The 14210-nt window shown below is 44.0% G+C and carries 16 protein-coding genes; 10 read left to right on the top strand and 6 right to left on the bottom strand.

The genetic code is table 11. The annotated features are described in order from the left end of the window. Nucleotides 1-163: 163 nt before the first annotated feature. The 8 genes from OCV44_RS02900 (at nucleotide 164) to OCV44_RS02865 (ending at nucleotide 7353) form a co-directional block, all read left to right on the top strand. Nucleotides 164-562 carry a pilin gene (locus OCV44_RS02900; protein ID WP_065678066.1) on the top strand — a complete coding sequence of 133 codons (399 nt, stop codon included), beginning with the start codon at nucleotides 164-166 and terminating at the stop codon, nucleotides 560-562. Beyond that, nucleotides 563-2248, top strand: a complete 1686-nt coding sequence (gene pilB / locus OCV44_RS02895; protein WP_139685628.1) for a type IV-A pilus assembly ATPase PilB — start codon at nucleotides 563-565, stop codon at nucleotides 2246-2248. Between the two features lie 15 nt (nucleotides 2249-2263). Continuing rightward, nucleotides 2264-3490 carry a type II secretion system F family protein gene (locus tag OCV44_RS02890; RefSeq protein WP_139685629.1) on the top strand — a complete coding sequence of 409 codons (1227 nt, stop codon included), beginning with the start codon at nucleotides 2264-2266 and terminating at the stop codon, nucleotides 3488-3490. A 68-nt stretch (nucleotides 3491-3558) separates the two neighbouring features. Further along, on the top strand, nucleotides 3559-4428 hold the full coding sequence (locus OCV44_RS02885; RefSeq protein ID WP_139685630.1) for a prepilin peptidase: 870 nt from the start codon (nucleotides 3559-3561) through the stop codon (nucleotides 4426-4428). 2 nt (nucleotides 4429-4430) lie between these two features. After that, entirely contained in the window at nucleotides 4431-5045 is a 615-nt protein-coding gene (coaE, locus tag OCV44_RS02880) for a dephospho-CoA kinase (RefSeq protein ID WP_139685631.1), read from the top strand. A 26-nt stretch (nucleotides 5046-5071) separates the two neighbouring features. Beyond that, the gene (gene zapD / locus OCV44_RS02875) at nucleotides 5072-5812 is read left to right on the top strand and encodes a cell division protein ZapD (RefSeq protein ID WP_086048772.1); all 741 of its coding nucleotides are present in this window, start codon (nucleotides 5072-5074) and stop codon (nucleotides 5810-5812) included. A gap of 80 nt (nucleotides 5813-5892) precedes the next feature. Then, nucleotides 5893-6090: a DNA gyrase inhibitor YacG gene (gene yacG / locus OCV44_RS02870; protein ID WP_017106879.1), complete on the top strand. Its 198-nt coding sequence runs from the start codon at nucleotides 5893-5895 to the stop codon at nucleotides 6088-6090. Between the two features lie 227 nt (nucleotides 6091-6317). Beyond that, nucleotides 6318-7353 (top strand): IS630 family transposase gene (locus OCV44_RS02865; protein ID WP_157665725.1). Its coding sequence is split into 2 segments (ribosomal slippage): nucleotides 6318-6776 and nucleotides 6778-7353, totalling 1035 coding nucleotides; the frame shifts between segments, so codons are not numbered across the junction. A gap of 142 nt (nucleotides 7354-7495) precedes the next feature. Here OCV44_RS02865 and rplS read toward each other — a convergent pair. The 5 genes from rplS to ffh all read right to left on the bottom strand — a co-directional run bounded on the left by rplS (nucleotide 7496) and on the right by ffh (nucleotide 11112). Then, nucleotides 7496-7849, bottom strand: coding sequence for a 50S ribosomal protein L19 (rplS, locus tag OCV44_RS02860; RefSeq protein WP_009847607.1), 354 nt, complete (start codon nucleotides 7847-7849; stop codon nucleotides 7496-7498). Between the two features lie 59 nt (nucleotides 7850-7908). Further along, nucleotides 7909-8649 (bottom strand): tRNA (guanosine(37)-N1)-methyltransferase TrmD, encoded by a 741-nt coding sequence (gene trmD, locus OCV44_RS02855; protein ID WP_086048771.1) that lies wholly within the window; start codon nucleotides 8647-8649, stop codon nucleotides 7909-7911. Nucleotides 8650-8675: 26 nt separating this feature from the next. Next, complete coding sequence (rimM, locus tag OCV44_RS02850) at nucleotides 8676-9230, bottom strand: ribosome maturation factor RimM (RefSeq protein ID WP_009847609.1); 555 nt, start codon at nucleotides 9228-9230, stop codon at nucleotides 8676-8678. A gap of 26 nt (nucleotides 9231-9256) precedes the next feature. Further along, nucleotides 9257-9505 carry a 30S ribosomal protein S16 gene (rpsP, locus tag OCV44_RS02845; RefSeq protein ID WP_004735508.1) on the bottom strand — a complete coding sequence of 83 codons (249 nt, stop codon included), beginning with the start codon at nucleotides 9503-9505 and terminating at the stop codon, nucleotides 9257-9259. A gap of 212 nt (nucleotides 9506-9717) precedes the next feature. Next, nucleotides 9718-11112 carry a signal recognition particle protein gene (gene ffh, locus OCV44_RS02840; protein ID WP_004735506.1) on the bottom strand — a complete coding sequence of 465 codons (1395 nt, stop codon included), beginning with the start codon at nucleotides 11110-11112 and terminating at the stop codon, nucleotides 9718-9720. Nucleotides 11113-11312: 200 nt separating this feature from the next. Between ffh and OCV44_RS02835 the strand changes: the two genes are divergently transcribed. Then, nucleotides 11313-12107 carry a cytochrome C assembly family protein gene (locus OCV44_RS02835; RefSeq protein ID WP_086048770.1) on the top strand — a complete coding sequence of 265 codons (795 nt, stop codon included), beginning with the start codon at nucleotides 11313-11315 and terminating at the stop codon, nucleotides 12105-12107. Between the two features lie 127 nt (nucleotides 12108-12234). Beyond that, the gene (locus OCV44_RS02830; protein ID WP_139686090.1) at nucleotides 12235-13506 is read left to right on the top strand and encodes an HlyC/CorC family transporter; all 1272 of its coding nucleotides are present in this window, start codon (nucleotides 12235-12237) and stop codon (nucleotides 13504-13506) included. Nucleotides 13507-13683: 177 nt separating this feature from the next. On the opposite strand, the gene luxS is transcribed toward OCV44_RS02830, so the two are convergent. Next, entirely contained in the window at nucleotides 13684-14202 is a 519-nt protein-coding gene (gene luxS / locus OCV44_RS02825; protein WP_139686089.1) for an S-ribosylhomocysteine lyase, read from the bottom strand. Between the last annotated feature and the right edge of the window lie 8 nt (nucleotides 14203-14210).

The raw sequence follows: 14210 nt of genomic DNA, 5'->3' as shown, positions 1-14210 counted from the left end.
CTGATCGCATAATCTTGCACCTTATATGAAACGACACACTAATAAGTTCAAAATCACTCGCGCCCGCACCTGAACACCATTCCACTTCTCGATCTCAACTTCTATTCTCTCCATCAACCGGTGCTTGCACTGAAACAAACTAACTAACTAATGGAATAGAACTATGAAAAACAAAAGAAAAAACCAGAAAGGCTTCACGCTGATTGAATTGATGATAGTGGTGGCTGTAATTGGGGTATTAGCTGCTATTGCGATACCACAATATCAGACCTACGTAAAAAAAGGAGCAGCAGGCGCTGCATATGCCACAGCCACAGCACTTAAAACAAATATTGAAGATTATATTGCTGTCAATGGTACTTACCCGGGAACTTCAGCAGCAGTTAATGCAACTCCATTCTCTCTTGGAACTGTTGCCGTAGCATCTAATAACGTTACAGTTGAAGTAACATCAGGTGGTGGTCGTGGCTCTAAAGTCATCCTATCAAGAGATACTACAAATGGTTCGTGGACTTGCGCTTTAACCGTATCGGCTGGTGTTAGTATAAACGGTTGCTCATAGGTGCTAACCAACCTCCCAACCATTCTCCGTCAGGCTAGTTTACTTAGCCTGACTCAAGAACAGGCCGTTGCGGAACATGTACAAGCTTCAGGTATTACTACACCTGAAGCTTTGCTTGTTCTAGACATCTTCTCTGACGAGAGCCTCGCTAATAACATCAAAACCATTTTCGGTTTGCCGTTAGTGCAACTGGCCAATACTGACTATGAAATCTTGTGTGACCAATTGGGACTTCGTGAATTGATCACTAAGTATCGTGCTATCCCAGTTGCCCTCTCTAACTCTACTCTCACGCTCGCCTCTGCCGATCCAACCGACTTGCAAGCTGAAGACGATTTTAGATTCGCGACTGGATTGCAGATAGAACTCGTTGTCGCTAACTATTCAGAATTAGAAGGCGTTATACGAAAGCTATATGGCCGATCTATTTCCGGACAAGACTCCAAGCGCAAAGAGATCACCCAAGATGAGCTCGCCAATCTTGTTGAAGTCTCTGACGATGAAATGACTTCAATTGAAGACCTCAGCCAAGACGACTCCCCTGTTAGCCGTTTTATCAACCAAATATTAGTGGATGCGGTACGCAAAGGCGCATCAGACATCCACTTCGAACCTTATGAAGAAAACTACCGAGTACGTCTGCGTTGCGACGGGATCCTTGTTGAGGTCCAACAGCCCGCGTCTCATTTAAGCCGTCGATTATCCGCTCGTTTAAAGATCCTTGCAAAGCTTGATATCGCCGAACGTCGCTTACCTCAAGATGGTCGTATTAAGCTGCGTTTAAATGACGAACTCGCGATCGATATGCGTGTATCGACTCTACCGACATTATGGGGAGAAAAGATCGTACTGCGTCTTCTAGACAGCAGCGCAGCCAATTTAGATATCGATAAATTAGGTTACAGCGAGGATCAAAAAGCGCTCTATCTCAATGCCCTAAAACGCCCCCAAGGGATGATCTTAATGACTGGGCCCACAGGCAGTGGCAAAACAGTATCTCTTTACACTGGACTTCGCATACTTAACACCTCTGAGCGTAATATCTCAACGGCTGAAGATCCGGTAGAGATCAACCTGTGTGGTATTAATCAGGTACAGGTAACGCCAAAGATCGGTTTTGGGTTTGCCGAAGCACTACGATCCTTCTTGCGACAAGATCCTGATGTGGTGATGGTCGGTGAGATCCGCGATTTGGAAACCGCAGAGATCGCGATCAAAGCGTCGCAAACGGGTCACTTAGTCCTTTCGACACTCCATACTAACTCAGCTTCGGAAACCGTGACTCGACTCGCCCATATGGGGATAGAACCATTTAACCTCGCTTCATCATTAAGCTTGATTATCGCGCAGCGACTGGCAAGGCGACTGTGCAACCACTGTAAAGCAGCTGACAACTCGCCGGACATATTTCTACGTCACTCTATTCCTAACAACCAAAACATCTACCAAGCCAACCCTCAAGGTTGCAACGAGTGTAATCAGGGTTACTCAGGTCGAGTGGGTATCTACGAAGTGATGCCGTTCACTGACAAACTAAAAAATAGTCTGATCAATAAACCCAACGCGTCAGAGATTGAAGATCTCGCTCGCAGAGAAGGAATGAGAACACTGCAAGAATCGGGTATCGATAAGTTGCTTGAAGGCACGACCAGCTATCAAGAACTGCAACGTGTTCTGTATCTATAATCCATCGGAGCACTCATGAGCACTAAACTGCAGTCACAATTAAAAAACTACCACTGGAAAGGCATAAATAGCTCAGGCAAAAAGGTGTCAGGACAAACCTTGGCACTCACCGAATTAGAAGTACGAGAAAAGCTCAAAGAGCAGCATATTCAGATTAAGAAAATCAAAAAGAAAAGTATCTCAGCTGTCACTCGTTTAACACATCGAGTCAAAGCCAAAGACATCACTATTTTGACTCGACAACTTGCGACCATGCTTACAACTGGCGTACCTATCGTACAAGCCATTAAGCTAGTATCAGACAATCACCGCAAAGCTGAAATGAAATCAATTCTATTGCACATCTGTCGAGGTGTCGAAGCGGGAACTCCTATCTCAAAAGCGATGCGGACGGCAAGCACTCACTTTGATGACCTGTATACCGATTTGGTCGCTACCGGCGAGCTTTCCGGTAACCTAGCGCAAGTATTTGAACGCTTGGCAACCTATAGAGAAAAGAGTGAGCAGCTAAAGTCTAAGGTCATAAAAGCACTGATTTACCCCACAATGGTGGTCGCTGTCGCGCTGACTGTCTCCTATTTAATGCTCACCATGGTCATTCCTGAATTTGAATCGATGTTCTCAAGCTTCGGAGCAGACCTCCCTTGGTTTACTCAACAAGTACTCTCCCTTTCGCATTGGGTGCAGGCTTACAGTCTTTATGCTGCCGTTGGCATCGGGCTAGTCATATTATTTACCTACCAACTGCGTCAGCGGTCTTATTCCATTCGTTTATCATTCAGTCGTCTAGGTTTGCGATTCCCTATTCTTGGTGGAGTATTAGCCAAAGCCTCTATCGCCAAATTCAGCCGAACCTTATCAACCAGTTTTAGTTCAGGGATTCCTATTTTAACCAGCCTGAAGACCACAGCCAAAACAGCAGGTAACTTGCATTATGAATCGGCCATCATCGAGGTTCACCGTGAAACTGCCGCTGGCATGCCGATGTATATCGCGATGCGTAATACCGATGCCTTTCCTGAGATGGTTTTACAGATGGTCATGATAGGAGAAGAGTCCGGTAACCTTGATGACATGCTCAATAAAATCGCTTCAATTTATGAATTTGAAGTCGACAACACCGTCGACAATTTAGGCAAGATTTTAGAACCTTTGATCATCGTATTTTTAGGCACCGCTATTGGTGGACTGGTTGTCGCGATGTACTTACCGATCTTTAATCTTATGAGTGTGTTAGGATAGCTAAAAGCAACCAAACACCCCTCAAGCAGAGAACCACTGCTTGTATTGATTAAGTGGTAAAGGACACTATGGAAGTATTTCACTACTATCCTTGGCTATTCCCCGTATTAGCTTTCATTTTTAGCCTTCTTATTGGCAGCTTCCTCAACGTAGTCATACACCGTTTACCGATTATGATGGAACGAGAGTGGCGACAAGAGTGCTCGGAGTATTTCTCTCAATATAAAATTCCAGCGCCAGAAGGGAAGTTCAATCTCAGTATCCCTCGTTCGGCTTGCCCGAAATGTAAAACCCAATTAAGAATCGTCGACAATATTCCAGTATTAAGCTGGTTGTTCTTGAAAGGTAAATGTCATAGCTGTGCTAACCCAATCAGTGCTCGCTATCCATTAGTCGAACTGCTGACTGCAATACTATGCACCGTCGTGGCTAGCCACTTTGGTTTCAGTTACTACGCCATTGCTTTGATCTTTTTCACCTTTGCATTGATTGCCGCAACCTTTATCGACCTCGATACCATGCTATTGCCTGATCAAATCACCTTACCTTTGGTTTGGTCTGGTATCGCTTTAGCACTGTTTAATATCAGCCCTGTATCGCTTCAAGATTCCGTGGTTGGCGCAATGGCAGGCTACCTAGCTCTTTGGTCAGTTTACTGGCTGTTTAAGCTAGTGACTGGTAAAGAAGGCATGGGGTATGGAGACTTCAAACTCCTAGCGGCACTAGGTGCATGGTTGGGTTGGCAACATCTGCCGATGATCATCCTTTTGTCTTCGCTTGTCGGCCTTATATTTGGTTTGATTCAACTTCGATTGAAACAGCAAGGCATAGATAAAGCCTTCCCATTCGGACCTTACCTGGCGATTGCGGGTTGGGTAAGTTTGATGTGGGGTAACGACATCATGGGTTGGTATTTAACTTCTGTACTAGGTATTTAACCATGGCAATCATTATCGGATTAAGCGGTGGGATCGCCAGTGGTAAAACCACAGTAGCTAACCTATTCAATGAACATTTTAATATTGATATTGTTGATGCTGATATCGTGGCACGTAAAGTCGTTGCGCTGGGCAGTGACGGCTTAAAACAGATTACAGAACACTTTGGTGAATCTATCTTGCTTGAAGATGGAACACTTAACCGAAGTAGACTGCGTGAGCTGATTTTCTCAGATCCTAAAGAGAAGCAGTGGCTCAATGATCTTCTTCACCCAATGATTCGCGACAAAATTGACAGTGACCTGTCTAAAATCACATCTCCGTATGGTTTATTAGTTGCACCGCTATTGGTTGAAAACCAAATGCAAGGCATGGCCGATCGCGTATTAATCGTTGATGTGCCGGTAGAAGTGCAAATAGAACGTACGATGAGTCGCGATAATGTTTCTAGGGAACAAGTTGAATCAATTTTAAAATCACAGGCATCAAGAGAACAGCGCTTAGCAGTTGCAGATGACGTGATTAAAAACCATACTAAAAACCAAGAACTTTTGCCTCAAATCACAGATTTACATCAAAAGTATCTGGCAATCAGTGCAGTAGATGGGTCAGAATAGAACAATGTTGAATGAAGGTTTGCTCGATGATCACCCACAAATTTGAACATCCTCTAAATGAGAAAACACGCATCTACTTAAGAGTTGAATCACTCTTGAGGCAGTTACACTTGTCTTCTGCATTTTCCGATGCTCAACAGTATCAACTCTTTTTCCGCTCCATCTTTGATCTGATTGAAATATTCGAACAGATCCAACTCAAGAGCGAACTGGCAAAAGATATTGAGAAACAGCGTGTAACCTATAAAAGTTGGTTAGATGTTGAAGGTGTCGATCAAGAGATGCTGACATCATTGCTCAATGACATCGGTAACATCTATCGAGAACTGATGCAGGCAGAGCGTTTTGGCCAATCACTAAAGGAAGATCGCTTCCTAAGTGCCATTCGTCAACGCTTTAACTTACCAGGTGGCTCATGTTGCTTTGATTTACCGGCTCTGCATTATTGGTTACATCTTCCTCTGGATAAGAGAATAAGAGATGCTAAGACATGGATGGATAGCCTACAGCCTCTGTATGAAGCGCTAACACTATGGTTGAAGCTCACCAGAGAGACAGGCCACTTTAAGGATCAGATCGCTCGTACTGGTTTCTTCCAGAGCGATGCTGATGAAGCGAATATCCTTCGCCTTTCAATCCCAATGCAATACGGGGCCTATCCGATGATCTCAGGTCATAAAAACCGTTTCGCTATTAAATTTATGAGCTTTGAAACTGGGCAAGCTTGTACTCAAGATATCGAATTTGAGTTGGCTATCTGCAGCTAATTCATTCCCTTTATTGTTTGGCTTGGGTTCTTATCCGAGCCTAAACTATTTCTTACAACCCCCTCTAATTAAGAATCACTATGTCGAAGAAAATCACCATCGTTAAATGCCCTCAATGTAATACCGACGTTGAATGGGGTGAACAAAGCCCACATCGCCCGTTTTGCAGCAAGCAATGTCAGATGATTGATTTCGGTGAATGGGCTGACGAAGAGAACAGTATCGCTGGCGCACCAGACATGTCGGATAGCGATGGTTGGTCGGAAGACCCATATTAGGCGAATAGCGAATAGCGAATAGCGAATAGCGAATAGCGAATAGAATTTGAAGGATTGGCGTTTAACGTCAATCCTTTTTTATTGCCTATAACACGGCGCTAATAGAGATTCCCTACTCTTTCCCTCGTCAATCTAGGAAATGACGATTTAATTGGGTTTTCGGTTTATACCAATTAAAGTAAAAATATGATCTAATTAAGGCCGTCGAACTCTTACAGAAAATCGCCATGGATAGCCTTAATAATACTGATTTTAAAAAGCTAGCAAGCCAACAAAAAACCATTCAAATGAAGGTTCGCTTGCTAGCACTTGCCCACTTCAAAGAAGGTCACTCGCGCACTCAAATTGCCAAATACCTTAAAGTCAGTCGAACTAGTGTAAACAAATGGGTTCAAGTATTTCTTGAAGAAGGATTGGAAGGGCTTCAAGAAAAACCTCGCACAGGCAGACCTGCATACCTCAATGCAGAACAACGAAAACAACTCAGTGCATTCATTAAGAAAGAAGCAGAGTCCCCTTCAGGCGGGCGCCTTGTCGGGAGCGATATACATGACTACATCGTGAAAAACTTTGATAAATACTACCACCCTAATTCTATCTATTATCTCCTCGACCACATGGGCTTCTCTTGGATAACTTCTCGCTCCAAACACCCTAAACAATCACAGCAAATCCAAGACGATTTTAAAAAAATTCAAAATAGAAACGATCCTTAAGATCCCCGGCCATATTGGGCTAGAGAGTGTTGATGTCTGGTTTCAAGACGAAGCTAGGTTTGGCCAACAGAACACAACGACACGTCTTTGGGCGACTCGTGGAACGAGGCCTCGCGTGGTAAAACAACAGCAATTTGAATACGCTTATTTGTTTGGTTCGGTATGCCCTGAAAGAGGAATTGGCGAAGCCATAGTGGTTCCTTGGGTTAACAAGGACATAATGACAAATCACTTAGAGCAGATATCTAAAGCTACTGAAAAAGGACGTCATGCTGTCGTTATAATGGATGGTGCAGGCTGGCATACCGATGATATTGCGAGAGAGTTTAATAACGTCAGTACTATTAAGCTTCCTCCCTACTCGCCAGAGCTTAACCCTATAGAGCAAGTTTGGAGTTGGTTGCGACAACATTATCTAGCGAATCAAAGTTTCACTGATTATAACGACATTGTTTCCAAGGTTTGTCGCGCTTGGAATGAATTTCTTGAGTGCAAAGATCGTGTCACAAAAATGAGCAGAAGGGATTGGATAAACCTGATCAGTTAATTTTCCGGATTGGTATTAGTTCGTCATCCTCAAGAGTGAGGGACAAGCGAGTTGGGGATCTCTTACCTGTGAAACTCTAAATGGCAGACACAAAAAAGCGGAGCCAAATGGCTCCGCTTTTATCGATAGAATGCAAAAAGAATTACTTCTTAGTAAGCTTCTCTTTAATACGAGCTGACTTACCAGAACGCTCACGTAGGTAGTACAACTTGGCACGACGTACTGCACCACGGCGTTTAACTTCGATGCTATCAACCATTGGAGAGTGAGTTTGGAACGCACGCTCTACGCCTTCACCGTTCGAGATCTTACGAACTGTGAATGCAGAGTGTAGACCACGGTTACGAATAGCGATTACAACGCCTTCGAAAGCCTGTAGACGCTCACGGTCACCTTCTTTTACCTTAACCTTAACTACAACAGTGTCACCTGGTGCGAATTTAGGAAGGTCTGATTTTAGTTGCTCTTCTTCAAGAGCCTTGATGATGTTGCTCATTTGTATAAATTCCTAGAATAAACTGATACTAAATTTAATAGGTTACTGCTTGCTTTTCGTTAAGAGCGTTGCTCTTTAATGAATTCAGCCAGTAATTGTTCCTGTTCGTCAGTCAGAGCTAGGTTTTCCAGGAGTTCTGGTCTTCTTAGCCAAGTTCGGCCCAACGATTGTTTTAATCGCCAGCGACGAATGTCCTTATGGTTTCCAGACTTGAGTACCGATGGCACATCTTTGTCGTCTAGTACCTCAGGGCGCGTATAATGGGGACAATCTAGCAAGCCATTTGCAAAAGAATCTTCTTCTGCTGATGCGAAATCTCCAAGTACGCCCGGAACAAACCGAGATACTGAATCAATCAGCGTCATGGCTGGCAACTCGCCACCCGTCATCACAAAATCTCCAATCGACCATTCTTCGTCGACTTCAGATTGAATGATGCGCTCATCTACCCCTTCATAGCGACCACAAATAAGAAGCAAGTTCTCGTTTGTTGCCAGCTCTTCTACACCTTTCTGGTCGAGTTTACGACCTTGAGGTGAAAGGTAGATAACTTTCGCCTTTCCCGGTGCTGCCTGTTTGGCTGTTTGGATAGCGTCGCGCAAAGGCTGAACCATCATTAACATGCCAGGACCACCACCGTAAGGTCTATCATCAACAGTGCGATGTTTATCATGAGTGAAATCACGAGGATTCCATGTCTCAATAGATAAAAGACCTTTTTTAACCGCTTGACCTGTTACTCCAAAATCAGTAACAGAACGGAACATTTCAGGAAAAAGGCTAATAATGCCAACCCACATGTGTTCTCTCGCTCTGTAATTTGGAGTTAGAATCCAGGATCCCAGTCAACTTCGATCCGGCGAGCTTCGCGATCAACTTTCTTGATCACTTGCTCTTCAAGGTACGGGATTAACCGTTCCTTTTGGCCAAAAGCATCTTTAAGATTTGCTTTGATTACTAGAACATCATTCGAGCCAGTTTCTAATAGGTCAGTGACCTCACCAAGGTTGTAACCTTTAGTGGTAAAAACTTGCATACCGAACAATTCGCGCCAGTAGAATTCATCTTCTGACAATTCAGGTAGTGAAGCAGGGTCAATAGCAATTTCAAAGTTGGTCATCAGTTGCGCGTCTTCACGTACATCTAATCCCGCTAGCTTACATACATAGCCTTGGCCATGACGTTTCCAGCTTTCAACTTTATACTCAACCCACTCGCCCTTTAGCTTTAAATACCAAGGACTGTAATCAAATATGCTTTCAGCATTGTCTGTGTAGGAGAACACTTTAAGCCAGCCACGAATACCATAGGTAGACCCAAGTTTACCCATAACAATTCTTTCGTTTTGCTCGCTCATCGTTTCTTTACCCTTCATCGACATAAGCTATTTCTCTTTTTAAAAAAGAATTAAGCCGCTTTTTGAGCGTCTTTAACTAGCTTAGCTACGCGGTCAGATAGAGATGCGCCTTGACCAACCCAGTGGTTAACACGATCTAGGTCTAGACGTAGACCTTCTTCTTGACCTTGAGCAGTAGGGTTAAAGAAACCTACTTTCTCGATGAAACGGCCAGTTACAGAGTTACGGCTATCCGCAACTACGATTTGATAAAATGGGCGCTTCTTTGCACCGTGACGTGCCAAACGAATGGTTACCATGTCGTCCTCTTTGCTTTCTTAATAAAATAATTAACCCCAAGTATAAGTAAATAGCTTGGGGTCTCGTGCCAAATTAAAGCCCCGGAATTTTACTCTTATTCCGGTGCAATGCAAGGGCTTTAGCTATTTTTTCACCAACATAGCCACCGGACACTTTCTGTGACACGGATAACACTATGAAAAGTAACGTAGCTAAAGCTTACATTTGTAGATTATCGACCAAACGGGTTAAAACCACCACCCATTCCGCCCATACCTCCACCGCCGCCCATCATGCCTTGCATGTTGCGCATCATGCCTTTCATTCCACCTTTCTGCATTTTCTTCATCATCTTCTGCATTTGAGTGAACTGTTTAAGCATACGGTTTACATCTTGTACCTGCGTACCAGAACCTGCAGCAATACGCTTTTTGCGTGAGCCTTTGATTAGGTCTGGACGCTGACGTTCTTTCATTGTCATAGAGTTGATGATCGCTTCCATTTGCTTGAACATCTTGTCATCAACTTTATCTTTAACGTTGTCTGGTAGCTGAGACATGCCTGGAAGCTTATCCATCATGCCCATCATGCCGCCCATGTTTTTCATCTGACCAAGCTGCTCACGGAAGTCTTCAAGGTCAAAGCCTTTCTTCTCTTTGAACTTCTTAGCCAGCTTCTCTGCTTTCTCGGTATCAACGTTTTTCTGTAGGTCTTCAATAAGCGACAGTACATCGCCCATACCTAGGATACGAGAAGCAACACGATCTGGATGGAATGGTTCTAGTGCGTCAGTCTTTTCACCAACACCTAAGAATTTAATCGGCTTGCCAGTGATATGACGAACAGACAGTGCAGCACCACCACGCGCATCACCATCCACTTTCGTCAAGATAACACCGGTTAGTGGTAGCGTATCACCAAAGGCTTTTGCAGTATTAGCAGCATCTTGACCTGTCATTGCATCAACAACGAACAGTGTCTCTACTGGTTTAATGGCAGTATGAAGCTCTTTGATCTCGCCCATCATCTCTTCATCGATAGCCAAACGACCGGCAGTATCGACAATTAGCACGTCGTAGAATTTCTTCTTCGCGTGGTCGATTGCAGCGTTTGCAATATCAAGAGGCTTTTGGTCAGCTGAAGATGGGAAGAAGTCGACGCCAACATCGCTTGCTAAGGTTTCAAGCTGTTTGATCGCTGCAGGACGGTAAACGTCGGCAGACACAACCAAAACTTTCTTCTTATCACGCTCAGTCAGGAGCTTAGATAGCTTACCTACCGATGTGGTTTTACCCGCACCTTGTAGACCCGCCATTAAGATAACAGCTGGCGGTTGTGCTGCTAGGTCAAGAGCCTCGTTAGACTCTCCCATCACAGCTTCAAGTTCAGCTTGAACGATCTTAATGAATTCTTGACCCGGTGTTAGAGATTTAGAAACCTCAACACCGACAGCGCCTTCTTTTACGCGCTTAACAAAATCGCGGACAACGGGCAATGCAACGTCGGCTTCAAGTAGCGCCATACGCACTTCACGCAGCGTCTCTTTAATATTGTCTTCGGTCAGACGACCTTTACCGCTGATGTTCTTCAGCGTTTTGGATAGACGATCCGTTAAATTATCAAACATAGTTTTCTCTTCGCTCAAAACTGCGACTATTACTGTGAGTATACATTAGCGTGGATTAGAGTCATACCCGTTGTAGAGCGTTAATCATCCACGCATGTGATGTGAGACATTATTCACTTGGAATTGAGTGAGGTTCACCGTAGCCCCAAAGAGCGATGCGAGGTATAATTCGTCAATTAGTAATCATTTAAATGGACACCATGGACAGTCTTATTGCGATCGCAGCAGCCTTTCTTTATACAATGGCGATTTCCACGATCATTCCAGGTCTCGTGCACCAAACAGGAATCCGTGTCAAAACGGTGTTTATCAGCGCATTACTTGCTTTAGTTTTCCATGCTTGGTTGCTGGGCGATTTAATATTTAATGCCAGTGGTCAAAACCTCAGTATCTTAAACGTTGCTTCATTAATCAGTTTAATCATATCTGTGGTCATGAGCGGTGCTATGCTCAAAACCCGTTTGTGGTTCATTTTGCCTGTTGTCTATAGCTTCGCGGCACTAAATCTAATGGCTGCTACTTTTCTTCCTAGCACCTTCATCAAACATTTAGAGAATGACCCAAAGCTACTACTGCACATCTCTTTGGCTTTGTTCTCATACGCGACGCTAACCATCGGTGCGCTATACGCTCTGCAACTCGCGTGGCTCGATCACAAACTTAAAAAGAAAAAAGCGTTAGTGATAAACCCTAACCTACCTCCTTTAATGATGGTGGAAAGACAGCTTTTCAAGATCATTTTAATCGGTAATGGTTTGTTAACCGGTACTTTATTAACTGGACTTATCTTCGTACAAGATATGTTTGCTCAAGGTAAAGCACATAAAGCGGTATTGTCTTTTATAGCTTGGGTTATCTATTCCATCCTTCTTTGGGGTCACTATCAGAAAGGCTGGCGTGGGCAAAAAGTCACATGGTTTGCCCTTGCGGGTGCCACCATGCTCACATTAGCTTACTTCGGTAGCCGCTTCGTTCAGGAAATAATCCTGAATTAGTCTGTATGATGAAGGCAAGGTCTCACACACCTTGCCTTTAAAATATTGAGTACGATACATTCAATTGACATATCGGCCATGTTCGGTCATAAATCAATCAAGATACACAAAAAGGAAAAGAATAGTTTTGGACGACATATCAACGGGTATCTTATTTGCGCTACTCGCGTGTCTCATTGTAATTTCTGGTTATTTCTCTGGTTCCGAAACGGGCATGATGTCCTTGAACCGCTACCGTTTAAAGCACTTGGCCAATACGGGTCATAAAGGTGCCAAACGCGTAGAAAAACTTCTAAGTCGCCCTGACAGATTGATTGGCCTTATTCTCATCGGCAACAATCTCGTCAATATTCTTGCATCCGCGATCGCGACTATTCTTGGTATGCGCATCTACGGGGATATCGGTGTGGCTATCGCAACCGGAGCCTTGACCCTAGTGATCCTCGTGTTTGCTGAGGTTACACCAAAAACCATCGCGTCTCTGTTTCCGGAACGAGTTTCTTACGCCAGCAGTATTCTATTGATAATACTGATGAAGGTGCTATCTCCTTTGGTTATCTTGGTCAACTTTATTACCAACGGCTTCATTCGTATCTTAGGTGTTAAAGCCAACCATGATGCAACCGATCATCTCAGTTCAGAAGAACTCAGAACGGTAGTAAATGAAGCGGGTAGCCTGATACCACAGCGTCACCAAGATATGTTGGTGTCTATTCTCGATTTAGAACACGTCACCGTGAATGACATAATGGTGCCTAGGAATGAAATCACTGGCATCGACATCAATGATGATTGGAAATCGATCGTTCGTCAGCTCACTCACTCACCTCATGGTCGTATCGTGCTGTACCGTGATCAGATAGATGAGGTGGTAGGTATGCTGAGGCTACGTGAGGCTTACCGCTTGATGCTCGAAAAGAATGAATTCAATAAAGAGACATTGCTGCGTGCAGCGGATGAGATCTACTTTATTCCGGAAGCGACACCGCTTAACACCCAACTGCTTAAATTCCAACGCAACAAACAGCGTATCGGTTTGATTGTTGATGAGTATGGCGATATTAACGGTTTGGTTACGCTCGAAGATATTCTTGAAGAGATCGTGGGCGAATTTACGACTTCAATCACACCAAGTTTATCTGAAGAGATCACACCGCAAAGCGATGGCAGCTTCTTGATTGAAGGCAGCGCTAACATCCGAGACATTAATAAAGGCTTGCAATGGGCACTACCTACCGATGGACCAAGAACACTTAATGGTTTGATACTGGAACATCTTGAAGATATTCCAGAGAGTCACCTGAGTGTTCAGGTTGCGAGCCATCCAATGGAAATTGTTGAACTCGAAGAGAACCGTATCAAGCTTGTGCGTGTATTCCCGCAGATCGTAAACGGATAAAGTGGCTTGTTGGAATAGCTAAGCAAGTAATCGCAAGCTCACATGCGACAATTGCCTAGCCCTAACGTTGACGAAAAAGGCCCGGTTCATTGAACCGGGCCTTTTAGTATCTAACTTGCTCTGTCTCTGGATTGAAATGTATCTAGAGTGCAGCGCATTTAAAGTGAAGAAAAGTGATTAGTCGATTTTAAGCTCTTGAAGCATCGACTCTGGCAATGCCAGTTCATCATTTTTGTTTACTGAAACACCGGCAGCGATGATTGCATTCGCAATCTCTTTCGCTTCATCCAAAGAGTGCATTGCTGCGGTACCACATTGATATTCGTTCAACTCAGGGATCTTATTCTGGTTCTCAACTTTCAGTACGTCTTGCATAGCCGCTAACCAAGCTTCAGCCACTTGCTGCTCTGAAGGCGTACCAATCAAGCTCATATAGAAACCAGTACGACAACCCATAGGCGAAATATCAATGATCTCAACCGCAGAGCCATTGAGGTGAGCACGCATGAACCCAGCGTATAGGTGCTCGAGAGTATGAATACCTCTCTCAGATAGGATATCTTTGTTTGGCGCAGTAAAACGCAGGTCAAATACCGTAATGGTATCCCCTTTTGGGGTTTGCATTGTTTTAGCAACACGAACTGCAGGTGCGTTCATGCGCGTGTGATCAACAGTAAAACTATCTAATAAAGGCATTGCTATTC

Source organism: Vibrio tasmaniensis (assembly GCF_024347635.1).
Taxonomy (GTDB): Bacteria; Pseudomonadota; Gammaproteobacteria; order Enterobacterales; family Vibrionaceae; genus Vibrio; species Vibrio tasmaniensis.
This window is presented reverse-complemented; position numbering and strand designations above follow the sequence as displayed.

Coding starts and splice junctions, on each gene's coding strand:
- OCV44_RS02900 (WP_065678066.1), top strand. CDS start 164: ATGAAAAACAAAAGAAAAAACCAGAAAGGCTTCACGCTGATTGAATTG.
- rimM (WP_009847609.1), bottom strand. CDS start 9,230: ATGTCGATGAAGGGTAAAGAAACGATGAGCGAGCAAAACGAAAGAATT.
- OCV44_RS02890 (WP_139685629.1), top strand. CDS start 2,264: ATGAGCACTAAACTGCAGTCACAATTAAAAAACTACCACTGGAAAGGC.
- luxS (WP_139686089.1), bottom strand. CDS start 14,202: ATGCCTTTATTAGATAGTTTTACTGTTGATCACACGCGCATGAACGCA.
- zapD (WP_086048772.1), top strand. CDS start 5,072: ATGATCACCCACAAATTTGAACATCCTCTAAATGAGAAAACACGCATC.
- yacG (WP_017106879.1), top strand. CDS start 5,893: ATGTCGAAGAAAATCACCATCGTTAAATGCCCTCAATGTAATACCGAC.
- trmD (WP_086048771.1), bottom strand. CDS start 8,649: ATGTGGGTTGGCATTATTAGCCTTTTTCCTGAAATGTTCCGTTCTGTT.
- OCV44_RS02835 (WP_086048770.1), top strand. CDS start 11,313: ATGGACAGTCTTATTGCGATCGCAGCAGCCTTTCTTTATACAATGGCG.
- rplS (WP_009847607.1), bottom strand. CDS start 7,849: ATGAGCAACATCATCAAGGCTCTTGAAGAAGAGCAACTAAAATCAGAC.
- rpsP (WP_004735508.1), bottom strand. CDS start 9,505: ATGGTAACCATTCGTTTGGCACGTCACGGTGCAAAGAAGCGCCCATTT.
- ffh (WP_004735506.1), bottom strand. CDS start 11,112: ATGTTTGATAATTTAACGGATCGTCTATCCAAAACGCTGAAGAACATC.
- coaE (WP_139685631.1), top strand. CDS start 4,431: ATGGCAATCATTATCGGATTAAGCGGTGGGATCGCCAGTGGTAAAACC.
- OCV44_RS02885 (WP_139685630.1), top strand. CDS start 3,559: ATGGAAGTATTTCACTACTATCCTTGGCTATTCCCCGTATTAGCTTTC.